The following is a 23,731-nucleotide window of genomic DNA, read 5'->3' on the forward strand; positions in this document are numbered from 1 at the left end:
AAAGTATGTTTGATGCTTTAAAAGATCTTTATGAAATCATTTCAATTATAGATTTAATTTTTTTAATCATCACTATTTTATCTGTCATTAAATGCTATAGAAAAGGTTTTGTTTTAAGTTTGCTTTCAGCTTCAAAATGGCTCTTGGCTTATGCTGTAACTATAATTTTATTTCCTAGAATAAAACCATATTTCAAAAATATAATTGATAGTGAGTATGTCCTTGATATAACATTAGGTATAGCTATTTTTATCTTAGTAATCTTTATTATATTGATAGTTAATAAGGGAATTAGCAAAACTGTTAAATTCGTTGGACTTGGAAGGCTAGATTCACTATTTGGTTTATTTTTTGGGTTTATAAGAAGCTATATAGTTTGTGTTTTTTTATTTTCAGCAGTAGATATTGTCTATAATTATAATAAATGGCCAATTAATACAGATCAATCATACAGCTTTCCATACATAGAAAAAGGTAGTATTTATTTGATAGAAGTATTTCCTAATGAAAAAAAGTATCGAGATTCTAAAGAAAAAATTGAAGAACTATAATCCAAAACTTAAGGAAGAATGCGGTGTATTTGGCATAAGTAATAGCGATGATGCTGCGGCTCTAACTGCTTTAGGTCTTCATGCTCTTCAACATAGAGGTCAAGAAGGATGTGGAATTGTTTCATTCGATGGAAAAAAATATCATTCAGAAAAAAGATTTGGTTTAGTAGGAGACAATTTTAATAAAGAGAAGGTCCTAAAAAATTTACTTGGCATACATGCTATAGGTCACAATAGATACAGCACGACAGGTGAAAATACATTAAGAAATATACAACCTTTCTTTGCAGATACTAATGCTGGTGGAATTGGTGTTGCCCATAATGGGAATTTAACTAATTCTGTTACTCTTAGAAAAAAACTAGTTGAAGATGGTGCAATTTTTTACACAACCTCAGATACAGAAACAATTGTACAACTAATTGCTAAATCGAAAAGAAATAAAACTGTTGATAAGGTTATTGATGCAATATTTCAAATTCAAGGTGGCTATGCGTTAGTTATGCTTACACAAAGTACACTAATAGGTGTTAGGGACCCATATGGAATACGGCCTTTAATTATTGGTAAAATAAAAGACAGTTATGTTTTGGCATCTGAAACATGCGCACTAGATATTATAGGAGCTAAGTACGTAAGAGATGTAGAGAATGGTGAAATTGTTTTGATTGAAAACAATAAGTTAAAAAGTTTTAAACCCTTCCCCACAAGGAAAGTTAGGCCTTGTGTTTTTGAATACATTTATTTTGCAAGACCAGATAGTTTACTAGATGGAAAATCAGCTTATGAACATAGAAAAAACTTAGGAATAGAACTTGCTAAAGAAAATAAAATTAAAGCAGACATTGTAGTCCCTGTTCCAGACTCTGGAAATGCTGCGGCACTTGGTTTTGCTCAACACTTAGGAATTAACTTTGAATTAGGTTTAATTAGAAATCATTATGTTGGAAGAACCTTTATAGAGCCCAGTCAAAAGATTAGAAGTTTGGGGGTTAAATTAAAATTAAACGCTAATCAATCTACAATTAAAGATAAAAGAATTATTTTGATAGATGACTCACTTGTCAGAGGAACAACTTCACATAAAATTGTTAAAATGCTTTATGACGCTGGTGCAAAAGAGGTTCATGTTAAAATTGCCTGTCCAGAAATTAGATATCCAGATTTTTATGGAGTAGATACACCAACTAAAAAAGAGCTTCTTGCAGCAAACAAAACAAATGAAGAAATTTGTGTATATATAGGTGCTAAATCTTTGGATTTTTTATCTCTTGAGGGTTTGTATAGAGCAATAGGATTTGAAAAACGTAATGACACGTACCCCCAATTAACAGATCATTATTTTACAGGTGAATACCCTGTTAAGCCTATAGATGAACTGGGTGATGATAAAGTTACTCAATTATCATTGCTAAGTAGTGCTTCGAGTAACTAAAGTAACCATTAAATAATTCTCATAAAAAAGAGTTGGGCAAAAAGACTTTAAAATGGACATTAAACCCTTATATATACATCAATGATCACTCACAAAGAACACATAATCAAATATTTTAAATCTGGAATTAAAGATACTGAAAGTTTTAAGATTGGTATTGAACACGAAAAATTTTTATTTGATGAGAAAACAAACAAAAGAGTAGATTACCCTACTGTCCTCAAAATGTTTTCACTACTTAGAGAATTTGGATGGAAGCCAATAATGGAAAAAGAAAATATTATTGGATTACAGAAAAAAGGGAAAAGTATTACCCTTGAGCCAGGAAATCAAATTGAATTATCAGGTGATAAGTTAAATAATATTCATGAAGCTTGTGCTGAATCTCATGATTATTTATTTGAATTACAACAAGTAACAAAAAAATTAAATTTAAAAATTGTTAGCGCAGGCTTTGATCCTATTTCAAGTCTTAAAGAAGTTCCAAACAATCCAAAACAAAGATATCAAATAATGACTAAAGATATGCCTAATGGTGGTTCTTTGAGCTTAGACATGATGTATAGGACTTGTGGTACACAACTTAATTTAGATTACGATTCTGAAAAAGATTTTATTAAAAAATTCAAAATAATAAATTCTATAGTCCCCATATCTATTGCACTGTTTGCAAATTCTTCATTAGTTGAAAAACAAAACTGTGGTTTCAGCTCTTATCGATCTAAAGTTTGGCAAGAAACATCTAGAGGTGGTTTGCCCGAGGTATTTTTTGATAATATGGATTTTGAAAAATATGCAGATTTTTCAATAAACTTTCCTTTATTATTTATTCAAAATGAAAAAGAATATTTATCAGGAAGTAATTATTCATTTTCAGATTTCATGAATGGAAAAGTTAATGAAGTTAACAACAGACTTCCAACTGAAGCTGATTTAACTACTCACTTAAGTACAATTTTTACGGAAAATAGACTTAAGAAATATATAGAATTAAGATCAATGGATACTTGTGGCTGGGACTGTCTATGTTCTGGACCTGCTTTTAATACTGGAATTTTATATGGCAACTTAGATGAAGCTTACGAATTAATTTCTAAGTGGGATAAAAATAAAATAATTAATGCTTATCTAGAGGCACCAAAAAAAGGTTTTAATACTGAGTTGATGGGAAAAGATCTATTGCATTGGTCATCATTGCTACTGGGTATTTCAAGAAAAGGATTATTAAACAGAGATATTTTGAATAAATCTAATGATAATGAAGCTAAATTTTTAAATCACTTAGATAAACTAATTGATAACAAGTCAACAAACGCAGATCATATGATAGATAAATTTTCTAAGAATGAAAATTTAAACGATTTATATGACAAATAAGACAGTTGCAATTCAAGGTGATCATCCTTCAAAACTAAAGCCTTTAACTGATACTAGTATATTTCTTGCTGTTGAAGCTCAAAGGTTAAAATATAGGATTTTTTATTATGAACCTAAAGACCTTTCAATAATTAACGATAAGGTCATAGCTAAAGGATATTATATAAAGTTTAATTATTTATATAAACGTTTTTTTAAAATATTACGTAATCAAAAACTAGAACTTACTAAATGTAAGTATATTTTGATACGTCAAGATCCTCCTTTTAATTTAGAATACATTTCAACAACTTACATATTGGATAAGATAAAAAATAAAGTTAAAATTATTAATAATCCAACATCTATTAGAAATATTTCTGAAAAACTGTACTCAACATCTTTTCAAAAATATATGCCAGATACAATTTTCACAAAAGATATGAATGAAATTAATAAATTTTTTTTAAAAAACAAAAAAATGATTATAAAACCTATTCATAGCTTTAGTGGAAATGACATTCACTTATTTCAAAATAAGATAAACACTAAATTAATTACAAGCTTTATAAAAAAACATGGACATATTATGTGCCAAAAGTTTTTACCTAAAATTAAGTTTGGAGATAAAAGAGTTTTTATAATTAATGGTAAAGTATGTGGTGCTATCTCTAGAGTTCCAAAAAAAGGATCTTTTTTAAGCAACATGAGTAAAGGAGCCATACCTATCTCTGTTAAATTAACAAAATCAGAAAATAAAATTTCAAATATAATTGGTAAAAATCTTAAAAAAAATGATATCTATTTTTCTGGTATTGATTTTATTGACCAAAAATTAAATGGAGATATTAATGTAACCTCTCCTACAGGATTAAAATCTTTTTATGATCTTACAAATATTAATCTTGCAAAAGTATTTTGGAAAGGATTAAGAGCTTGAAAAATTTAACTGAACAACAAAAAGGATCTTTACTCGCATTTGTTGCGGTAATGTTTATTACACCTGACAGTTTATTTATAAGACTTTCTAATGTTGATACTTGGGGACTTGTTTTTTATCGAGGCCTTATTCCTTTCATCACTGTATTTTTAGGAATGTTATTAATTTATAAATTAAATTTCTTTAAAATGCTTTTTTCAAGTGGCTATCATGGCTTACTTTATATTGGTACTTTTTCTGTAACTAATATTACTTTTGTTGTCTCAATACAAAATACTAATGTTGCAAACACATTGGTTATGATTGCAATGGCTCCTATGCTGTCTGCAGTACTTGGTGCAATATTTTTAAAAGAATTACCTGATAGAAAAACATGGATTACAATATTCGTAACTTTTACTGCTGCTATTTATATATTCTACGATTCAATTCAATTAGGTAACTTTTTTGGAGATATATTGGGCTTAATAACCGCGTTAGGTTTGGCTGTTGGTGCAGTTACCATTAGATCTGCAAAGGATAAAAACTTAATTCCTGCGGCTGTTGTTGGAAAGCTAATTGTAGCTATGTTCGCACTTCTGTTCATTGAGAGTTTTGCACTAGTTGATAATGACCTAATCATTGTTCCTTTAATGTGTGTTATGTGTGTTGCTATACCTTTTGTGCTAGTTACTATAGCTCCAAGGTTCATACCTGCAGCTGAAGTGAACTTATTTTTCTTACTAGAGACTATAATTGGTCCTATCTGGGTATGGTTAATTATTAAGGAGCAACCCAGCCTAGAAACGATTCAAGGTGGTACCATTATCATCGCAGCCATCGCTATCCACTCATTTATTAAATTAAAGAATTCTTAATTTAATCATAATAAAGACTTGATTTACATTTAGATCGCAAATAAGTACGGTCAATTTTATGAATAAGATTTTAAGAAATTCTTGGGCATTATTTACAGGTATGGGCTTTATTATGTTAGCTCATGGATACCAAGGTTCATTGCTTGGTGTGAGAGCAGTTCAAGAAGAATTTACACTTGTTGCAACTGGTTTTATGTTGTCTGGTTATTATGTTGGATATTTCATTGGTGCAAAAACTATTCCTACATTTATATTAAGAGTTGGTCATATAAGAGTCTTTGCAGCTTTCGCTTCACTTGCTTCTATTGCTATTTTATTCCACTCTATCTTCATACATCCATTTACTTGGTTTGTTCTTAGAGTAATCACAGGAATTAGCATGGTTTCTCTTTACACTATTGCTGAAAGTTGGTTAAACGACAGAGCCACTAATAAAAATAGAGGCAGTGTCTTATCTATTTATATGATTGTACTTTATGGATCGATGGGAATTGGAATGTTTTTTCTTAACTTTAGTAAACCTGAAAATTTCCAACCTTTTATTTTGATCTCTTTGTTCATGTCTTTTGCATTAATTCCAATTTTACTAACAAAGAGAAAGGCTCCAACATTTAAGAAAATAACTGGAATGAGTTTAAGAGAGTTATATAAAGCATCTCCTTTAGGAATGGTGGGTTCTCTTTTTTATGGTACCGCTCAATCAGCTTTATTTTCTTTGCTTGCAGTTTATGCAGCATCTATGAATTTTTCTATATTTGAAATTTCGGTAGTAACTTTTTTATTAGCAGTATCAGGCGCTGTTGCACAATTCCCTATTGGAAAATTATCAGATAGATTTGATAGGAGGTTAGTAATTACTTATACAACTTTTGGTGCTGCTTTTTTTGCACTTTGTGCTATTTTTGCTTCAAGACAAATGTATTTACCTGGTGATCTTGGTACTTCAAAGTTATGGTTTTTTATTTTTTTAATTCTATTTTCTTTTTGTAGTTTACCGATGTTTGCAATTATCTTTGCTCATACTAATGACTTCATTTCTAAAGAAAAATTTGTTGCTGCTGGAGCCAGTTTGCAATTTGCATTTGGATTAGGAGCTATAAGTGGACCATTCTTATGTTCTATATTTATGGATTTAGTAGGATCTAATGGGTATTTTGTTTTCTTAATAATTTTTCATTCTTTGATTGGAATTTTTGCAATTCATAGAATGAGAATAAGAGAAACAGAAAATAACCCTGACTCACAATTCGTTGCTATGCCTTCAACAATCACACCTGCTGGGATTGAATTAAACCCAATAACAGAACCCATTGAAGAGCCAAAAAAAATTGAAGAAATTAAACTAGAAACAAATCTTTAAGCATGATGGCCCGCTACATAACCAGAAGACCAAGCCCATTGAAAATTATAACCACCTAAATGGCCTGTCACATCAACAACCTCTCCTATAAAGAACAGACCATGATGTTTTTTTGACATCATAGTTTTAGATGAAATCTCATCAGTATCGATACCTCCTAAGGTAACCTCTGCTGTTCTATAACCTTCAGACCCTATTGGGTTTATTGACCAGGCATTTATTGAATTACTTAAATGATTTAATAATTTATTTGATAATTCACAAATATTTCCATTAACGTTATTTTCAATACAAATAATTTTGGCTAATCTTTTAGGAAGAATCTCTGAAATAATAAAATTTATGTCTTCTTTGGGTTTAGAGCTTTTCCTATCATTTAGAAATTTAGAAACATCTAATTTTGGTGATAAATTAATCTTTATACCCTGTCCTAGTTTCCAATAAGAAGAAATTTGTAATATAGATGGTCCACTTAAACCTCTATGAGTAAACAACATACCTTCTTGAAATAATATTTTTTTAAAAGAAACAGCAGCTTCGACTGATAATCCAGTAAGCTCTTTACATATAGCTAGTATTTTTTCACTAAAAGTTAATGGAACTAACGCCGGCAATGTTTCAACAATTTTCAAATTGAATTTTTTAGCAATATCATAACCAAATTTTGTTGCTCCAATCTTGGGGATGGATAAACCACCTGTTGCAATAATCAGTGACTCGCTTAAGTATTTTTCTAAACCAACCGTTAAAAAGTACTTATTGTTTTGTTTATCGATATTTGTAATTTTTGTATCTATTTTTAAAATAACATTTGCTTTCTTACATTCTAAAATCAACATATCAATAATTTGTTGTGCGCTCTCATCACAAAAAAGTTGTCCTAACTTTTTTTCGTGGAATTTGATATTATGTTTTTTTACTAAATTTATAAAATCATTTTGGGTGTATTGATTTAAGGCTGATATTACAAATTTTGGATTGCTTGAAATAAACTTACTTGGATGAGTGTGAGTGTTTGTAAAATTACATCTTCCACCACCTGAAATACGAATTTTTTCACCTATTTTTTTTGAATGATCAACTAAAAGAACTTTACGACCACGCTTCCCAGCCTCAATAGCGCTCATCATGCCAGCTGCCCCAGCTCCTACTACAATTACATCGTATTTTTCTAACATAAATTAGTAATAATTAATAATGTGGAGGTTTTTTATCTTCAATAACAATTTCTGATTCAGTGTTGTTTTCTAAATCATTAATTCTTTTTTCAAAATTTGATATTTGTTTTTTTAAAATTGATACCTCTTTTTGTTGAGAGTAAAGCTCATCACCCATCTGTGAAATTTCATGTTGAAGAAAAGCTATTTGTTCCTCTAATTTTTTGATTAAATTTTCCATTATTCTAATATCATCTTTTTGGAAATCCATCTGAAGTATAAAATTTTCTAATTTTTTGTAATGAAAGGTAATAAGTGCTCTCTCTAAAGGATCTTTTTATTCTTTTCTTAATCTCTAAAATTTCATTAAAGGCATTGCGCATTGAATCTTCTAAGCCCGAATAGGCTAGATCTTCTTCATTTGCGCCATGAACTATTTTTGAAATTACCTCAGGGTTTGTTTTAGTATTTGTTTTTTGATCAATTAAATTTATCAAATCTAGAATTTTACGTTCTTGGAATCGTTTCTCAACTCTTCCAAATCTTATATGAGATATATTTTTTACCCACTCAAAATAAGAAACTACTACACCTCCTGCATTAACATAAATATCAGGTAAAATCATTATACCTCTTTTATTTAGCTCTTTATCAGCTTCAAAAGATACAGGTCCATTTGCAGCCTCTATAATAATTTTAGTTTTTATTTTTTTAACATTTTTTATTGTTATAGCATTTTCTAGAGCAGCAGGTATTAAGATATCACATTCTAACTCTATTAATTCATTTGGTTGATTATAAAATTTACCAAGTTTTTTATTTTTAATAGTTTTGTTTTTTTTATAAAATTTATTTAGACTATTAATATTAATGCCATTTTTGTTATAGAGATATCCATTACTTTCACCTATAGCAATTATTTTTGCATTATCCCTGTTATATAAATGTTCTGCTAAATTACTTCCTACATTTCCAAATCCCTGGATAACAATTGAATTATCTTTTAATTCATTTTTTAATTTTGTTTCTTTAACAACATCTTTATGTCTAAACAGTTCTCTAATTACTTCCTCAATTCCTCTACCTGTTGCTTCTTTTCTACCATTGATACCTCCACTATGTATCGGTTTACCTGTAACACATCCTCTATAATTGATATCTTCAGGTCTTAAAGATTTGTATGTATCTTTAATCCAATCCATTTCTTTTTCTGAGGTACCAACATCGGGTGCTGGAACATTTATAGCAGGTGATATAAAGCCTTTATTAATTAATTTAGTTGCAAAAGCTTTTGTAATTAAGCGAAGTTGTTGCTCAGTATAATTTTTTGGATTTATCTTAAGACCACCCTTGGATCCACCAAAAGGAATATCTACGATTGCACACTTGTAAGTCATTAATGAAGCCAATGCTTCTGTGTCATCTTGATCAACGTTTATAGAATAGCGCATTCCCCCTTTGCTTGGTAAAATATGCTCTGAATGAACAGCTCTCCATCCTGTAAAGTTATGTATCTTTTTATCTATTTCGACACCAACATTAACTTTAATTAAAGAGTGAGTAGATTTAATATGATCTATGAGATCATCACTAAATTTTAATAATTTAGCTGATTGTTCAACATATAGATCTACATTATCTTTAAAGCTCATATTATCTAATTTATTTGTTAGCTGGTTGTAGTTTATTTAATTTTAAAGTGTGTTTATAGTAAGTATTAACCAAAAAAGACTAACATATTCTAATTATACCAATAGGATGGTAAAAAGATATCATCTTTACCGATTATACATTTTTTATCTAATTTATGAGGTAAAGATTTAATTTTTTTTTTTTCTTTCACAAATTTTTTGTTTAAAAAAGTAACTTCTAAACCACTTGGAAATTCAACTCCACTTGCCTCAATTAAAGGACATGCATTATTCGGATGTAGATGTGAAACCTCAAAAGAATCACGAATTTTTTCAATTAATGGAAAATATATTTTGAAAAAGGCCTCATGTGCAATTAGTTCAAAATAATGAAATTCTATAACTAATATACCAAATCTTTTTAAATTTTTTTCTGTAATAGATGAAAGAATTTCAAATTCTGATCCGTCTACGTCCATTTCTAATAAAAAATTTTCTTCATACTCACTTGAATTTTGCTCTATCCAGTCATTTATGCATATAGTATTTTTTGAATTATAAGAATTTATATTTTTTTTTAAAAAACTTGATATTTTTAAATTTTCAACTTTATCAACTGAAAAATCTGCAAGATAAGATTTTATTCCTCTTTTTTCAAGATCACTCTCAAACTGTGAGGATTGACCAACACCAGGAGAAAAGCAATACTTTATTTTATCCAAAATATTTGGAACTAAATATCCTGCTTCATTACCGTCTCCAATTCTAATCAAATCATAACCAAGATCATGAGGCTTTAATAATTCTATAAACTTCAGTAATCTTCTTTTTGGGATATTTGTAAAAATAGAAATATTAAATTTTTTTAAAATTTTCTTTATTATAATCTTAATATACTTAATAATCATTTATCTTCTTTATATGAGACATAATAATGTGCAATAACTAATTAGATTAAATTTAATAAATGAAAAAAGAAAACGCAAGTAAACTGTGGAAAATGATACAGGAAGCTGGCGATTATTTACTGGGTCAGTTACCAAGCCATCCAAATCACTCTAAAGGAAGAAACCCTTACGCTCATGTTGCTCTCTGTGTCAAAGAGAAGTTTGGCAACTCATATAAAGATATTCCTGATGAAAAGTTTCAAGATGTTGTTGATTACATTGAACATTTGAAGAGCAGCCCAAGTTAAGCAAGAGAACATTTTGTTCTAACTCGAAAATGTTTCTAGTTTGTTTCTAGTCTCTCCCAGATAATCCTATAACCCAGAAACAATCCTTAAAAGTTTTTTCATTAATTAAATTTATCCATAATTAATTAATAGAATTATTATAGTGATAGTCATTAACACAGCGCTCATTATAATATAATTCAATCTAATATTAAATTTTTTGAGAACTATTTCAGTGATTTTTTCCCAGAATACTACAATGAAGAGGACAATTATAGCTGGTAGAATAAATTTAATCATTTCTAATTTTTTAAAATTATAGCAATGTAACTACATAAGAAAAAAGTTGACAAACCTGCAAGATATTTTGTTTCCATAGTTTTTCCAAATTTTTTATATTGGATTATACTTAATAATATAAATGTTATTGAGGTAATCAAAAAATATATTGGATCAATAATTCCATCTAATGTAGCCATAATAAACTCTACTCGATCATAAATTGGGTATCTAGGTGTAGAATAGTCGCTAGATAGAATTCAGCGATTCTAGGTTCTTTTTTCTTTAATCTATAATCCCTGCTAAATTTTTAGCAGCCTTTTTTTTGGATCCTGCAGTTAATCCTTTGACATAGGCTGTTGCTAATCTTTCTGGATTTTTAATATTTCTTTTTTTAAATTTTTTTAATAAATCTTTGTAGTTAGGTTTTCTAGGCATTACTTAATAAAATTTAAAAAAGTCTCAATATCAAATAAATTAGTATTCCATGCAGTAACTAATCTAACCGCCTTACCATCCCACTCATCATCATTAATTGTATATCCTTCTGAATTTAATTGATCAATTATATCTTTTGGTATCTTTACAAATATTTCATTTGCATCAGTAGGATAAGCCAGTTCAATATTTTTGTGTTGGTCTAAACCTTGACTTAATATTTTACCCATAGCGTTTGCATGTTTTGCATTTCTTAGCCAGACTTCATTTGTGATATAGGCATCTAATTGTGCTGATACAAAACTCATTTTTGAGAGTAAGTGCCCCGCTCTTTTCATTAAAAAGGGTAAGTTACCAACTAACTTTGGTTTGAAAAAAATAATAGCTTCTGCTGCTAAACATCCATTTTTAGTTGCTCCAAAAGAAAGTACATCAATACCAGATTTCCAAGTCATTTCTGCAGGGCTACAATCTAATGAAACTAAAGCATTAGCAAACCTAGCTCCATCCATATGCATATTAAGTTTATGATTATGAGCAATTTCTGATATTTTTTTTATTTCATCTAATTCATAAGCTTCACCTGTTTCACAAAGTTGTGTAATGCTTACTGACGAAGGTTGAGTGTGATGAACAACGCCCTTTCCACTAATTGATTTATTGAGCTCCTCAGCTGTAATTTTTCCATTAACTCCGTTAAGATTTACTAATTTTGCTCCTCCAGTATAAAATTCAGGTGCTCCACATTCATCTACATTAATATGAGAAAGTTTGTGACAATAGATATTTCCAAAAGATGGTGTCATCGTAGATAAAGCTAGTGCATTAGCCGCAGTTCCAGAAGATGTTGGAAAAACAATTACCTCTTTTTCAAATATTTCTGAAAATTTATCTTGTAAATTTTTTGAAATTTCATCATCACCGTAGGGAGCTCTATCTCCGTCATTAGCTTTTAAAATTGCATCTAATACTTCAGGACAAGCACCTGCAACATTATCTGAAGCAAATTTTACTCGCTCTCTTTTTGTTTTAATTTTTTCCATATTTATTGTTTTGGAAAATAATCTTTCAATTCACCTTCTCTATAAACATCTGCAGTACAACAATGAAGTCCACCTCCAAATGCATAGGCATCTCTCATTTCAACCGGTATTACTTCCATTCCTAATTTATCTAATTGTTCAGCTTGATAAACTTCACTTTTTTCAACACACACAGTTTTAGGATCAAGAACTAATACATTCATTGACAACCATGTTGACGAATAACAAAGTGCAGGTGGTTCATTATGAGCTGGTTGTGCACTATCAATAATTTCCCAGCCATTATTTTCAAATAATTTTCTTTGTTCCTTTGGTAGTCTTCTTTGTGGATTATTAATAATTAAACCCTCTTTAATTGGTGTAAATGTTGCATCAATATGAATTGGGTATGGGTCACCAGGAAAGTTAACTGCATGAACTCTATGATCTTTGTAATGTCTTTTTAACCAATCAATCCCTTTAAGATTAGTTGTAAAACCATGTTGAACTACTAAATCTTTACCAAATCTTAAAACATCTGCAGCATCAAATAAGGGTTCCTCTTCAGTGGTTACAAAAAACTTATCTTCAGTCCATTCTAATCTTTTTTGAATTCCAATTTTATCTGATAAATAATCCTTTCTGTAATCCGCATCAGTTAATCTTGGTTTAGGAGCAGCTTCATGTCTCATATTAGGATCTTCATCATAATATTTTTTTAACAAAGGTCTGTAACATAGATATTCGAACCATCTACATCTATAACTCATTGTTGCTTCTAAAATTTCACTTCCAACAGTTAATAAAACATCTCTTGGTGGCATACAGCCAAACATTGTATCTGCCTTCCAATCTGGAGTTGATGTTTTTTTATCAAAATCTATTGGATCTGGTCTATCTACTTTAATGCCTCTTTTGATCAACATATTAGAAAAATTGTCAAGAAGCTGATTTGCCTTATCAACTGTATCTTTTGTTCTTGGTCCAAACTGACCTCGCATATCAGAATCTTCTGGAACTTTTGCATCAAGTGCTGGTTCTGGAGCTGGTATGCAAGTGCCATCTGCCTTTCCAACAATTACATGTTTTAAAGGATCCCATTCATTCCAGCTATTAACTATAGTTTTTTTTTCGCTCATAATTTATGATTTGATAATATTGTGTTCTGGACCAAAAGGAAACTTAGTAATATTTTCTGCGCTATTCTTTCCTATAACTAGAATGTCGTGCTCTCTGTAACCTCCAGCTCCTGGTTTTCCTTCTGGTATCATGATCATTGGTTCCATAGAAACAACCATATTCTCCTCTAGGACAGTATCTATATCTTCACGTAATTCTAACCCTGCTTCTCTTCCATAGAAATGAGACAGAACACCAAAAGAATGACCATAACCAAATGTTCGGTAATGAAGATAACCAAGTTCAGCAAAAAGTTCATTTAATTCATGACAAATTGATGAACATTTTATACCTGGTTTAATTAATTCTAAGCCTCTTTTATGAACTTTAATATTTGCCTCCCATGCTTTTAAAGAAGCATCATCAATTTTATCTACAAAAAGAGTTCTCTCTAGGGCAGTATAATATCCTGAAATCATTGGAAATGTATTTAAAGATAAAATGTCTCCTGATTTTAATTTTCTATTAGTTTTAGGATTATGTGCACCGTCAGTATTCAAACCTGATTGAAACCAAACCCAAGTATCCATATATTCTGCGTCTGGATATGTTTTTGCAATTTCACGTTCCATTCTATCTCTACCTGCTATTGCAATTTCAATCTCACTTTCCCCTATTTTAATAGACTTTTTTATCTCTTCGCCTCCAAGATCAGCTATTCTTGCTCCATGCTTGATAATTTCTATCTCCTCAGTTGATTTAATCATTCTAAGTTCCATCAAATCCTTTGAAATATCAGTAAAAACTGAAAATGTAAAAATAGAAGTTAATTTTTCTTTAATATCTAGAGTTACATGATCATTTTCAATACCAATATTTTTTGGAGGCTCATCTCTTCCTATAATTGAAACTATTGCTTTTAAAAAATTATCTCTTTTCCAATCAGTATATATAACATTATCATAATGTGATCTTCTCCAAGGTTGACTGGCATCTATATTTGCAGATATTGTTGAAATTTTATTAGCTGTTACAACACAACCATATGCCCTTCCAAAAGAACAATATATAAAACCTGTATAGTAAGCAATATTATGCATTGACGTTAAAATAATCATCTCCAAATTATTTTTGCTCATTACACTTCTTAAATTAGTTAGTCGTCTTTTATATTCTTGATCTGTAAAAGGAAGTTTTGCCTTTTCACCATTTTTGAGTGTAAAAAAATCTGGTCTTTCCATCTTAATTAATTTAGCGCAATAAATCTTCTATTGCTTTTGATGGTAAGGCTATAATAAATAATGGACATAAAAAGAAAGAAACCACCTATAATAGTATTAGTAGAAGGTATTTCATTAATTCCCAAAAATGGTACCCACACCCAAAAAATTCCACCAATAACTTCCATTAGTGAGAGTAAAGTAAGTTCTGCTGCTGGTATAGCTTTTGATCCTATAGAATATAAAATTAAACCCATACAAACCAAGGTTCCATGCAAAGAAAATAAAGCACCATTATAGCTTGTAGAAAAAAAAACCAAATCATTTGATAAAATAATTATTGTTGCAAATATAAAACAAAAGAATCCTGCAAAAGCAACGGTAGTAAATTTAGGTGTCTCTTTTCTCCACCTTAAAGTTACAGAAAAAATAGAAAAACCAATTGAAGAAATCATTCCAAATACTAGGCCTAGTAAAGAGCTTTTCTGTGTATTACCTAAGGCTATAATTATTATCCCAATAGTTGCAATGACAATCGCAATCCAAACATTTACTGATATTCTTTCTTTTAAAAACATAAAACCTAACAGTGCGGTAAAAAAAGGCATTGCAGCTAAACAAAGCAAAGTGATAGCTGCACTTGTATTTGTAATTGAATATATAAATGTTATCATAGCAATCCCAAGGCCAGAACCTCCAATAATACCTGACATTCCAATTCTAAAATAATTTTTGAAAAAACTTTTTCCTTCTTCAAAAAAAAGATACAAATTAATTACTAAAAAAATTGTCAATCCGCGTGCAAAAATATACTGCCATGGGACTAAGTTTGGCTCATTCATATACCTAACGACTAAAGGACCAAAAGACCAAATAATACCTGCTATTAATACAACTGGGATGGCTATTTTTTCATTTTTTAATTCAATCATTAACCGATATTTAATGCTAATTATTTAGCACTACAATAAAAATGATCACTACTCAAAGATATTAAAATTTGGCACAACTGGAGAATAACAATCAATTAATTCTCCTTTTTTAAATTTAGACTGTCCATCCTTAAAAAGACCCCACACATTTGACTGAACAAATGATTTAATTCTAAAGGATTCTTGACCTTTTAAAACTTCTAATTCTATTTTTCCATCATTAGTTGAAGTTAACTTTGCTTTTAAAAATCTAATAATCTTTTTACTCTTGGAATAATTATTCTTTAATTTAGCTTTAATTGGTTTTTCAACCCCAACTCCAAGGATATTAAGTAGATAAGGGTAAACAAAAAATCTAAAGCAAGCAGATGAAGAAATAGGATTACCAGGTAGCCCAAAAATAACTTTTTCAGCTTTACTGAATTTTGCAAACATTACTGGTTTACCAGGTCTAATCGAAACACTTTTAAAAAAATTAGATAAATCAAATTTTTTAATTATATATGGAACAAAATCATGCTTACCAGCAGATACAGCACCAGATGTAATTATAATATCTATTTTAGATTTAAAACTTTTTTCTATTTTTTTTTGAAAAAGTTTAGCATCCTTATCCCTTAAAATTCCACCATCTATAAAGTTAAATAAAAAATTATCAGATAAGGATTTTATATAATGACTATTAGAGTTTCTGACTTTCCAATTAGCAACATCCCTATTGTTAGAAATTTCATTTCCCGTTGAAAAAAATAAAATATTAGGCTTCTTTTTAACTTTAATATTTACTATGCCTAATGTTTTAAAAGCTAATATATGAGAAGGTTGAATTATGGTGCCTTTTTTAATTACCAAGTCTCTTTTTTTGTAATCAGATCCAGCATATCTGATGTGTTGATTTTTTTTTATTTTTTCATTAATTACAATAAATTTTCTATTTTTATTAAAGACAATTTTTTCTATTGGAATAATAGTATCAAAATTTTTAGGTATAAGTGCACCTGTCATGACCTCAACAGTTTCAAACTTATTTACCTTTTTTAATGACGGATTATCTCCTGCCGATATAATTTTTAAAATTTTAAAGTTTTGTGAATTATTTTTATTTAACTTACTTGTATCTTTTGAATTAATTGCAAAACCATCAAATGCAGCATTAGTTCCAGCTGGATAATTTACTGTTGAATAGATATCTAATACATTAATCCTATTTAATGACTTTGATGAGTTAATAATTTCATCTTTAATTTTAATCTTTGATTTTACTAAGATTTTTTTAGCTTCTTTATAAGTAATCATTTTAATTTTTTTTTAGTATTTTTTTTGCTTCTTCTAAATCTTCTTTGGTATTTATATTAAAAAAGGGATCAAATTTTTTAGTCTCAACATCAATTGTTTTAACCCCTATTTTATTAGCCCAATCTTCCACTTTTCTAAAATTATTATTAATCAAATCATTTTCAAGTAGTTTTAATAATTCAATTGACCATAAACCAAAAATATTGTGTCTTTTGTCGTTTGACTTAACAAAATACAACAGGCTATCTTTTAGTTTAATTCTTTTTTGATATTCATCAATAATTGATGTTTCAAAAAAAGGTGTGTCTGATGGAAATGTTGCAATCCACCGATATGGTTTTTGATTTTCTTTAACCCATTTCATTGCACTCAGAACTCCTGCTAATGGTCCAAAGTCATCAAAACAATCAGGAATTATTGTTACATTTTTTATTTTTTTAGTATCTAAACTATTGCTTGAGACAATAAGTATCTCTTCATATCTACTGCTAATTTTTGATAAAACGTGCTCTAACAATGTTTTATCACCGAGTTTTGTCTGGTTTTTATCTTCACCAAATCTCTTTGATTTTCCACCCGCTAGCACAACAGCTAAAATATTGTTATCTTCCATAAATCAAAATATAAAACATTAATCTCTTAATTAAAGAATTATAATGGACTTAAAAATTTTAGAAATCGCATCTGACAGTGAAAACCACAAAGTAGTTAAAAATCATACACATCAATCGAAAAATAAGAACCCCTTATGTGGTGATGAAATGGAAATTACTTTAATAGTTAAAGACAATATAGTTCAAGATATAGGATATCAGTGCAAATCATGTGTATATTGCCAAGCTTCTGTTAGTTTACTTTCAAAGTGGGTTATGCAAGCACCAATAGAAAAAATTTCAGATTTTGTCTCAAATGCTGAGTTTTTCTTTGATGAAAATTTTGAACAATTAAAAAAAATTAATATAAAGGATCTGAAAGTTTTTAAAAAAATAATGAACCCAGAAAATATTTCAAGAAAAGAATGTTTATTGCTTCCTTTTAAAACTCTTTCAAAAGCCCTTAAACTTTAAACTAACAATAACATTAAAGATAAAAATATATGATAAATACAATAAAAGAAAACTTTAACAGAGCTCTATATGCTTTAATATTCTCAATAGTCACGATTGGTACCCTTTCATTCTTAAGTTTTGAAACTCCTTATGGATTGTTTTTAGCTGGATCATTTGGTTCTTCTATGGTTTTACTTTTTGGATATCCAGAAAGTCCTTTTGCTCAACCCAAAAATGTTTTTTTTGGACACTTAGTAACATCTGTAGTTGGTGTATTAATTTTAAAGTTCCTTCCAGTTGATCAATTTTTACAAATTGCTATTGCTGTAGGTCTTGGTATTTTTGTAATGATACTACTTGGTGTAACTCACCCACCAGCAGGTGGAAATCCTATTGTTATAATACTTGGTGCAGTTTCTTATGATTTTTTATTAAATCCAATTATTTTTGGTTCAATAATAATAATTGTTTACGCAATTATTCTAAATCGTTTCATTTTAAAGAAAAACTACCCAAGTAGTTGGAAAAAATAATCTTTTCCTTGTTTCAAATTTAGCCAGTTTAAATATACTGGATAAATGAATTCTAATTATAAAGTCATAAAATTTAGATCTAATAAGTCGAAAGAGGTTAATGATCAAATATCCATTGAAGAACCATTGGAAATAATACTCAAATATAAAGATAAAGAAAATTGGATAGAAAATACTATATCCATTACGATGAGAACACCTGGAGATGACGAGGATTTAGTTACTGGCTTTCTTTTTAATGAAAGAGTAATTGAAAAAATTAGCCATATAGAAAATATTGTAACTAGTGGTGAGCCTGTTGGGCAATATAAATTACAAAATAAGGTTATTATTACAATAAACAATTCAGAGAATATAGACATCGATAAAATTAAAAGAAATTTTTTGACTAATTCATCATGTGGTGTGTGCGGAAAAACATCTCTCGAATCTTTAGAAATTATTAAGAAAGATAAAATACTGAAATCTATACCTAAAATACAACATGAGATTATAATGAAATCTCCAGATATATTAAAACAAAACCAATCTGAGTTTTCAAAGACTGGTGGAATTCATGCCAGCGGGTTATTTAGAGCTAATGGAGAAATTATTGCTGTAAAAGAAGATGTGGGCCGACATAATGCTTTAGACAAACTAATTGGATTCGTTTTAAAACAAAGTTTACTTGATAATAGCTCTCAATTTCTAACCTGCTCTGGCAGACTTAATTTTGATTTAGTCCAAAAAGCTCTTATGGCTAATATAGGTGTCTTAATTGGTGTGGGTGCGCCAACCAGTCTCGCTATAGATTTAGCTAATAAGTTTGACATGACATTAGTTGGCTTTGTAAAAGAGGGTAGCTTTAATATTTATAGTAATAATGAAAGAATTATAATAAAAAATTAAAAATTTTAATAGGGTAAATTGTGTCAAAAAATATCAGTAACTTATCAGGTAGAATTGGTCTAAAAAAAAATCTTTTTGAAAAGATTTCTGATAGATCTTTAAATTCTAAAGACGCAAGTGGTATCAAAGAAATAGCTAATGAATACCACATGGGTGTATCCACTATTCATGGTGCTGAGAGTTTTTATGAATTTTTAAGACCATCTCACAGAGCCAAAAAAGCCTTTGTTTGTAATGGAAGTGCTTGTATGTGTTCTGGAACACAAGAACCCTTAAAGAAAAAATTAAAAGAAAAATTAGGTGATGATAAAGTTGGTGAAATGTTTTGTCTTGGTCACTGTTATGAAAATAAAGCTTTTCATTACGATGGTGAAAACTATGCTGGGAATGACATTGATAAAATTGATGAAATAATTAAAGGAGAAAAAATTACACAGGAAAAATTTTTCTCAAAAAGTTTTGCTTCAACAAGTTTTTTAATGGATGATAAGCTTTCTAATTTAGATCAATTTAAAGATGTTTTAAATAAGTTTATCAATACAGATAAACAAGAAATTATAAAGTCACTACTAGATTCAAATTTAACAGGTAGAGGTGGTGCTGGTTTTCCAGCTGGCATGAAATGGGATTTTTGTAGAAAAGCTCCCTCTGAAAAAAAATATGTTATCTGTAATGCTGATGAAGGAGACTCAGGAGCTTTCTCTGATAGATACTTATTAGAAGATCAACCACTTAAAGTTTTATTTGGAATGATTATTTGTGGATATGTTATTGGTAGTGATGAGGGTGTTTTATACATAAGAGGTGAATATCCAAAATCTATTGAAGCAATAAATGGAGCTATCAATTCTTTGAAAGAAAAAGGATTATTAGGAGAAAATATTCTTGGAACAAATTTTTCTTTTGATCTAAATATTTGTATAGGACAAGGAGCGTACATATGTGGAGAAGAAACAGCTTTAATTGCATCAATTGAAGGAAGAAGAGCAGAAGTTGATGTTAGGCCTCCCTTCCCTGTTACTGAAGGACTTTATAAAAAACCAACAGTTGTTAACAATGTTGAAACTTTAGCTGCTGCTACTGGTATACTTATTAATGGAGCTGATAAATTTTCAGCAATTGGAAATAAAAAATCTGCAGGTACAAAATTAGTTTGTTTTGATAGTTTTTTTAATAATCCTGGTGTTTACGAAGTCGAAATGGGAACCCCAATGAAAAAAGTTTTAAATGATATTGGTGGAGGTTTTAAAGAACCTATTAAAGCATTACAAATTGGTGGCCCACTTGGTGGTGTTATACCAATTTCTGAAGTAGAAAAATTAAATCTAGATTTTCAAGAATTTACTGCTGCTGGTTTCATGTTGGGCCACGCAAGTATAGTAAGCATTCCAAAAGACTTTCCAATGGTCGAATATATTCATCATTTATTTGAGTTCACAGCTGAAGAATCATGTGGAAAATGTTTCCCAGGTAGACTTGGTTCTTACCGTGGTAAGGAAATGTTTGACCAAGCAAAGAATAAAACTGCCAAAATTCCATTAAAGCTATTAAATGAACTGCTAATAACAATGAAAAAAGGCTGTTTATGTGCTTTATGTGGTGCAATACCTACTCCAATCATGAATATATTAAAATATTTTGGTGATGAAATGAAGGATGATATGGTGAAAGATAATTAATGAGCTCAGAAAAAAGAAAAATTGCATATATAGATGGTAAGCCATATGAAATTGGTCCTAACCATAGCTCTGTTTTAAAATTTGTAGAAAGCTATCTTGGTGAAAAAAAGATTCCTGCTTTATGTAACGATCCAAACTTAGCGCCTTATGGAGCTTGTAGAGTTTGTTCGGTTGAGGTTGCTTTAGTTAAAGATGGTCCGACTAAAGTTGTAGCCTCATGTCATACACCAGTTGGTGAAAACCAACATATTTTTACAAATAATGAAAATTTAACGGCTTTAAGAAAAAATATTGTTGAACTAGTTTTAACAGACCATCCAATGGAATGTGGAACTTGTGAGGTTAATAATAACTGTGAACTTCAAGATGTTGCTAATGATTTAGGCATATCAGATCATAGATATAATGTACCAAAACAACATAAGGGTATTCCAAGAGATACCTCTCATGATTACATGAGAATGAATTTAGATAACTGTATTAACTGTGGAAGATGTGTTCGTGCTTGTGATGAAATTCAAGGATCTTTTGTTTTAACAATGAGTGGTAGAGGATTTGAGTCAAAGATTACAACAGATAATGATGCATTATTTGGGGACTCGTCTTGTGTATCTTGTGGAGCTTGTGCGCACACATGTCCAACAGATGCTATCTCTGATGTATATCAATCTAAATCAGTTGCTGTTGATGAAAAAGTTAGAACTACTTGTTCTTATTGTGGGGTAGGATGTAACTTGGAAGCATCAATTAAAGACAATAAAGTTGTTGCAATTTCTACTCCTAAAGAATCTGAAGTTAACGCAGGTCACACTTGTATTAAAGGAAGATATGCTTTTGGATTTTATGATCATCCTGACAGATTAAAAACTCCTTTAATTAAAAGGAATGGAAAATTTGAAGAAGCATCATGGGATGAGGCATATGACTTTATTAAAAAAGAATTAAATAGAATAACAAAAGAAAGTGGTCCAGATGCAGTTGCTGGTATTTCTTCAGCAAGATGTACTAATGAAGAAAATTATGTTTTCCAAAAAATGATTAGAGCGGCAATAGGAACTAATAATATTGATTGTTGTGCAAGAATTTGTCATTCTCCTACTGCTTGGGGAATGCAGCAAACTTTTGGAACTGGAGCAGCTACAAATTCTACAGAAGATATTTACCATGCAGATTTGTTTATGGTTATAGGGGCAAATCCAACAAATGCTCACCCAGTTACTGGAGCAAAAATAAAACAACAAGTAATGAAGGGTAAAAAATTAATTGTATTAGATCCAATTACTACTGAGCTTGCTAAACTTGCTGATTATCACATTAAACTTAGACCAGGAACAAATGTTGCTATTTTAAACATGATGTTGCATTTTATATTGAAAGCAAACCTTTATGACAAAGATTTTGTTAGAGATAGAACTGAAGGTTTTGCAAATTTCATTAAAGAAATTGAGAGACAAGACATGGATCATCTAGCGAAAGTTGCTGGTGTTGATAAACAGTTAGTTAAAGAAGCTGCAATTGCTTATGCAACCGCTAAAAACTCTATGGAATTCCATGGTTTAGGAGTTACAGAACAGGAGCAAGGGTCTAAAACGGTAATGTTAATTGCTGATCTTGCAATGATTACAGGAAATATTGGTAGAAGAGGTGTTGGTGTTAATCCATTAAGAGGACAAAATAACGTCCAAGGTGCAGCTGATATGGGGTGCCAGCCTCATCAAGGAGCTGGTTACTTTGAAGTGGCTGATGAAAAAGTTCAAAATTTCTATACTGAAAAATATGGAGTAGTACACCCAACAAAACAAGGACTAAAAATTCCAGAAATGTTTGATGGGGCAATTAATAAAGATGTAAAAGCTGTCTGGATTATTGGAGAAGATATTGTTCAAACAGATCCTAACAGTGCACATGTTGTAGATGCCATGAATTCACTTGAACTATTAGTGGTACAAGAAATTTTTATGAGTGAAACAGCAAAACTTGCAACAGTAGTATTACCTGGAACAACTTTCTTAGAAAAAAATGGAACTTTTACTAATACAGAAAGAAGAATTCAAAGAGTTAATCGGGCTGTACCTCCTTTACCTGGTACTAAAACTGATGGAACAATTGTAACAGATATGATGCAAAAATTAGGCTTTGATCAACCTGAATATGATGCCGATCAAGTTCTTGCAGAAATAGCTGATGTAGTTCCCTTCTTTAAAGGGGTAACAAGAGAAAGACTTGGTAAAATGGGATTACAATGGCCAGTACAAGAAGATGGTACTGATACACAAATCTTACATGAAAAAACATTTAAATTAGGAAAAGGACAGCTTAAAAATTTTGATTGGAAAGAATCTAATGAGATTGCAACTAATAAAAAAGATTATCCATTAATTTTAACAACAAGCAGAGTTCTTCAACATTATAACGCTGCTACTATGACAAGACGTACTAAAAATATTAATATAGTTTCTGAGGATTTATTATTAGTTCACCCTAATGATGCTAAAAAAAGAGAATTAAATACTGGTGATATTGGTAGACTTTATTCTGGCAGAGGTGAAGTAGCTTTAAAAGTCGAAGTAACAGATAAAGTTAAAGAAGGAATAGTATTTACAACATTCCATTTTCCAGAACATATGGTTAACATGGTAACTGGTCATGGAAAAGATGAGGAAACAATGTGCGCAGAATACAAAGTTTCTTCAGTAGAAATTCAAAAAATATCTAATCAGTTTAAAACTGTTGTTGAACCTAAAGATAATCAAGCAGAACTTTCTTAATTACTCATATTTTAATAGGTGCTTTAGAAAATTATAAAGTTTATAAT

24 protein-coding genes are annotated in these 23,731 nt (G+C 29.8%); 12 read left to right on the forward strand and 12 right to left on the reverse strand.

What is annotated here, in order from left to right; translation table 11 throughout:
- Window positions 1–5 precede the first annotated feature (5 nt).
- From ABXT56_RS04690 to ABXT56_RS04715, 6 genes are all read left to right on the forward strand, one after another.
- Window positions 6–551, forward strand: a complete 546-nt coding sequence (locus ABXT56_RS04690) for a CvpA family protein (protein WP_415299558.1) — start codon at window positions 6–8, stop codon at window positions 549–551.
- A complete protein-coding gene (gene purF / locus ABXT56_RS04695; RefSeq protein WP_415299559.1) occupies window positions 505–1,986 on the forward strand; it encodes an amidophosphoribosyltransferase in 1,482 nt (493 codons plus the stop codon). The genes ABXT56_RS04690 and purF overlap by 47 nt, the downstream gene beginning before the upstream one ends.
- An 81-nt stretch (window positions 1,987–2,067) precedes the next feature.
- Window positions 2,068–3,363 carry a glutamate--cysteine ligase gene (locus ABXT56_RS04700; RefSeq protein WP_415299560.1) on the forward strand — a complete coding sequence of 432 codons (1,296 nt, stop codon included), beginning with the start codon at window positions 2,068–2,070 and terminating at the stop codon, window positions 3,361–3,363.
- Window positions 3,353–4,282 (forward strand): glutathione synthase, encoded by a 930-nt coding sequence (gshB, locus tag ABXT56_RS04705; protein ID WP_415299561.1) that lies wholly within the window; start codon window positions 3,353–3,355, stop codon window positions 4,280–4,282. Before ABXT56_RS04700 ends, gshB begins: the two co-directional genes overlap by 11 nt.
- Window positions 4,279–5,139 (forward strand): DMT family transporter, encoded by an 861-nt coding sequence (locus tag ABXT56_RS04710; RefSeq protein ID WP_415299562.1) that lies wholly within the window; start codon window positions 4,279–4,281, stop codon window positions 5,137–5,139. Before gshB ends, ABXT56_RS04710 begins: the two co-directional genes overlap by 4 nt.
- A 58-nt stretch (window positions 5,140–5,197) precedes the next feature.
- A complete protein-coding gene (locus ABXT56_RS04715; RefSeq protein WP_415299563.1) occupies window positions 5,198–6,499 on the forward strand; it encodes an MFS transporter in 1,302 nt (433 codons plus the stop codon).
- Here ABXT56_RS04715 and ABXT56_RS04720 read toward each other — a convergent pair.
- From ABXT56_RS04720 to ABXT56_RS04735, 4 genes are all read right to left on the reverse strand, one after another.
- Window positions 6,496–7,677, reverse strand: a complete 1,182-nt coding sequence (locus ABXT56_RS04720; RefSeq protein ID WP_415299564.1) for an NAD(P)/FAD-dependent oxidoreductase — start codon at window positions 7,675–7,677, stop codon at window positions 6,496–6,498. The genes ABXT56_RS04715 and ABXT56_RS04720 overlap by 4 nt on opposite strands.
- A 13-nt stretch (window positions 7,678–7,690) precedes the next feature.
- The gene (locus tag ABXT56_RS04725) at window positions 7,691–7,897 is read right to left on the reverse strand and encodes a SlyX family protein (RefSeq protein WP_415299565.1); all 207 of its coding nucleotides are present in this window, start codon (window positions 7,895–7,897) and stop codon (window positions 7,691–7,693) included.
- A gap of 10 nt (window positions 7,898–7,907) precedes the next feature.
- Window positions 7,908–9,308, reverse strand: a complete 1,401-nt coding sequence (locus ABXT56_RS04730; protein ID WP_415299566.1) for a Glu/Leu/Phe/Val family dehydrogenase — start codon at window positions 9,306–9,308, stop codon at window positions 7,908–7,910.
- A gap of 89 nt (window positions 9,309–9,397) precedes the next feature.
- Entirely contained in the window at window positions 9,398–10,195 is a 798-nt protein-coding gene (locus ABXT56_RS04735) for an FkbM family methyltransferase (RefSeq protein WP_415299567.1), read from the reverse strand.
- A 59-nt stretch (window positions 10,196–10,254) separates the two neighbouring features.
- On the opposite strand from ABXT56_RS04735, the gene ABXT56_RS04740 reads away from it, so the two are divergent.
- Entirely contained in the window at window positions 10,255–10,482 is a 228-nt protein-coding gene (locus ABXT56_RS04740; protein ID WP_415299568.1) for a hypothetical protein, read from the forward strand.
- Between the two features lie 281 nt (window positions 10,483–10,763).
- On the opposite strand, the gene ABXT56_RS04745 is transcribed toward ABXT56_RS04740, so the two are convergent.
- From ABXT56_RS04745 to ABXT56_RS04780, 8 genes are all read right to left on the reverse strand, one after another.
- A complete protein-coding gene (locus ABXT56_RS04745) occupies window positions 10,764–10,940 on the reverse strand; it encodes a hypothetical protein (RefSeq protein WP_415299569.1) in 177 nt (58 codons plus the stop codon).
- Window positions 10,941–11,025: 85 nt separating this feature from the next.
- Window positions 11,026–11,178 (reverse strand): hypothetical protein, encoded by a 153-nt coding sequence (locus tag ABXT56_RS04750; RefSeq protein WP_415299570.1) that lies wholly within the window; start codon window positions 11,176–11,178, stop codon window positions 11,026–11,028.
- Window positions 11,178–12,221 (reverse strand): threonine aldolase family protein, encoded by a 1,044-nt coding sequence (locus ABXT56_RS04755; RefSeq protein WP_415299571.1) that lies wholly within the window; start codon window positions 12,219–12,221, stop codon window positions 11,178–11,180. The genes ABXT56_RS04750 and ABXT56_RS04755 overlap by 1 nt, the downstream gene beginning before the upstream one ends.
- A 2-nt stretch (window positions 12,222–12,223) precedes the next feature.
- Window positions 12,224–13,339, reverse strand: coding sequence for a serine/threonine protein kinase (locus tag ABXT56_RS04760; RefSeq protein WP_415299572.1), 1,116 nt, complete (start codon window positions 13,337–13,339; stop codon window positions 12,224–12,226).
- A 3-nt stretch (window positions 13,340–13,342) separates the two neighbouring features.
- Window positions 13,343–14,560: an aminopeptidase P family protein gene (locus ABXT56_RS04765; protein WP_415299573.1), complete on the reverse strand. Its 1,218-nt coding sequence runs from the start codon at window positions 14,558–14,560 to the stop codon at window positions 13,343–13,345.
- A gap of 5 nt (window positions 14,561–14,565) precedes the next feature.
- Window positions 14,566–15,471: a DMT family transporter gene (locus tag ABXT56_RS04770; RefSeq protein WP_415299574.1), complete on the reverse strand. Its 906-nt coding sequence runs from the start codon at window positions 15,469–15,471 to the stop codon at window positions 14,566–14,568.
- A 48-nt stretch (window positions 15,472–15,519) separates the two neighbouring features.
- Window positions 15,520–16,767, reverse strand: coding sequence for a molybdopterin molybdotransferase MoeA (locus tag ABXT56_RS04775; RefSeq protein ID WP_415299575.1), 1,248 nt, complete (start codon window positions 16,765–16,767; stop codon window positions 15,520–15,522).
- 1 nt (window position 16,768) lies between these two features.
- Window positions 16,769–17,380, reverse strand: coding sequence for a molybdenum cofactor guanylyltransferase (locus tag ABXT56_RS04780; protein ID WP_415299576.1), 612 nt, complete (start codon window positions 17,378–17,380; stop codon window positions 16,769–16,771).
- A 43-nt stretch (window positions 17,381–17,423) separates the two neighbouring features.
- On the opposite strand from ABXT56_RS04780, the gene ABXT56_RS04785 reads away from it, so the two are divergent.
- The 5 genes from ABXT56_RS04785 to fdhF are packed head-to-tail and all read left to right on the forward strand — an operon-like array spanning window position 17,424 to window position 23,684.
- Complete coding sequence (locus tag ABXT56_RS04785; RefSeq protein WP_415299577.1) at window positions 17,424–17,834, forward strand: iron-sulfur cluster assembly scaffold protein; 411 nt, start codon at window positions 17,424–17,426, stop codon at window positions 17,832–17,834.
- Window positions 17,835–17,863: 29 nt separating this feature from the next.
- Window positions 17,864–18,349, forward strand: coding sequence for an HPP family protein (locus ABXT56_RS04790; RefSeq protein WP_415299578.1), 486 nt, complete (start codon window positions 17,864–17,866; stop codon window positions 18,347–18,349).
- Between the two features lie 45 nt (window positions 18,350–18,394).
- Window positions 18,395–19,237 (forward strand): formate dehydrogenase accessory sulfurtransferase FdhD, encoded by an 843-nt coding sequence (gene fdhD / locus ABXT56_RS04795; protein ID WP_415299579.1) that lies wholly within the window; start codon window positions 18,395–18,397, stop codon window positions 19,235–19,237.
- A 20-nt stretch (window positions 19,238–19,257) separates the two neighbouring features.
- Window positions 19,258–20,916 carry an NADH-ubiquinone oxidoreductase-F iron-sulfur binding region domain-containing protein gene (locus ABXT56_RS04800; RefSeq protein ID WP_415299580.1) on the forward strand — a complete coding sequence of 553 codons (1,659 nt, stop codon included), beginning with the start codon at window positions 19,258–19,260 and terminating at the stop codon, window positions 20,914–20,916.
- Window positions 20,916–23,684, forward strand: a complete 2,769-nt coding sequence (fdhF, locus tag ABXT56_RS04805) for a formate dehydrogenase subunit alpha (RefSeq protein WP_415299581.1) — start codon at window positions 20,916–20,918, stop codon at window positions 23,682–23,684. Before ABXT56_RS04800 ends, fdhF begins: the two co-directional genes overlap by 1 nt.
- The last annotated feature ends 47 nt before the right edge of the window (window positions 23,685–23,731 follow it).

It is taken from the genome of Candidatus Pelagibacter sp. Uisw_134_02 (genome assembly GCF_047720265.1).
Classification (GTDB): domain Bacteria; phylum Pseudomonadota; class Alphaproteobacteria; order Pelagibacterales; family Pelagibacteraceae; genus Pelagibacter.

Bases quoted from the DNA above. Each gene is read 5' to 3' on its own strand.
- ABXT56_RS04790 (WP_415299578.1), top strand. From the start codon at position 17,864: ATGATAAATACAATAAAAGAAAACTTTAACAGAGCTCTATATGCTTTA.
- fdhD (WP_415299579.1), top strand. From the start codon at position 18,395: ATGAATTCTAATTATAAAGTCATAAAATTTAGATCTAATAAGTCGAAA.
- ABXT56_RS04780 (WP_415299576.1), bottom strand. From the start codon at position 17,380: ATGGAAGATAACAATATTTTAGCTGTTGTGCTAGCGGGTGGAAAATCA.
- purF (WP_415299559.1), top strand. From the start codon at position 505: ATGAAAAAAAGTATCGAGATTCTAAAGAAAAAATTGAAGAACTATAAT.
- ABXT56_RS04700 (WP_415299560.1), top strand. From the start codon at position 2,068: ATGATCACTCACAAAGAACACATAATCAAATATTTTAAATCTGGAATT.
- ABXT56_RS04760 (WP_415299572.1), bottom strand. From the start codon at position 13,339: ATGAGCGAAAAAAAAACTATAGTTAATAGCTGGAATGAATGGGATCCT.
- ABXT56_RS04755 (WP_415299571.1), bottom strand. From the start codon at position 12,221: ATGGAAAAAATTAAAACAAAAAGAGAGCGAGTAAAATTTGCTTCAGAT.
- ABXT56_RS04775 (WP_415299575.1), bottom strand. From the start codon at position 16,767: ATGATTACTTATAAAGAAGCTAAAAAAATCTTAGTAAAATCAAAGATT.
- ABXT56_RS04740 (WP_415299568.1), top strand. From the start codon at position 10,255: ATGAAAAAAGAAAACGCAAGTAAACTGTGGAAAATGATACAGGAAGCT.
- fdhF (WP_415299581.1), top strand. From the start codon at position 20,916: ATGAGCTCAGAAAAAAGAAAAATTGCATATATAGATGGTAAGCCATAT.
- gshB (WP_415299561.1), top strand. From the start codon at position 3,353: ATGACAAATAAGACAGTTGCAATTCAAGGTGATCATCCTTCAAAACTA.
- ABXT56_RS04730 (WP_415299566.1), bottom strand. From the start codon at position 9,308: ATGAGCTTTAAAGATAATGTAGATCTATATGTTGAACAATCAGCTAAA.
- ABXT56_RS04690 (WP_415299558.1), top strand. From the start codon at position 6: ATGTTTGATGCTTTAAAAGATCTTTATGAAATCATTTCAATTATAGAT.
- ABXT56_RS04765 (WP_415299573.1), bottom strand. From the start codon at position 14,560: ATGGAAAGACCAGATTTTTTTACACTCAAAAATGGTGAAAAGGCAAAA.
- ABXT56_RS04725 (WP_415299565.1), bottom strand. From the start codon at position 7,897: ATGGAAAATTTAATCAAAAAATTAGAGGAACAAATAGCTTTTCTTCAA.
- ABXT56_RS04735 (WP_415299567.1), bottom strand. From the start codon at position 10,195: ATGATTATTAAGTATATTAAGATTATAATAAAGAAAATTTTAAAAAAA.
- ABXT56_RS04720 (WP_415299564.1), bottom strand. From the start codon at position 7,677: ATGTTAGAAAAATACGATGTAATTGTAGTAGGAGCTGGGGCAGCTGGC.
- ABXT56_RS04715 (WP_415299563.1), top strand. From the start codon at position 5,198: ATGAATAAGATTTTAAGAAATTCTTGGGCATTATTTACAGGTATGGGC.
- ABXT56_RS04750 (WP_415299570.1), bottom strand. From the start codon at position 11,178: ATGCCTAGAAAACCTAACTACAAAGATTTATTAAAAAAATTTAAAAAA.
- ABXT56_RS04785 (WP_415299577.1), top strand. From the start codon at position 17,424: ATGGACTTAAAAATTTTAGAAATCGCATCTGACAGTGAAAACCACAAA.
- ABXT56_RS04745 (WP_415299569.1), bottom strand. From the start codon at position 10,940: ATGGCTACATTAGATGGAATTATTGATCCAATATATTTTTTGATTACC.
- ABXT56_RS04770 (WP_415299574.1), bottom strand. From the start codon at position 15,471: ATGATTGAATTAAAAAATGAAAAAATAGCCATCCCAGTTGTATTAATA.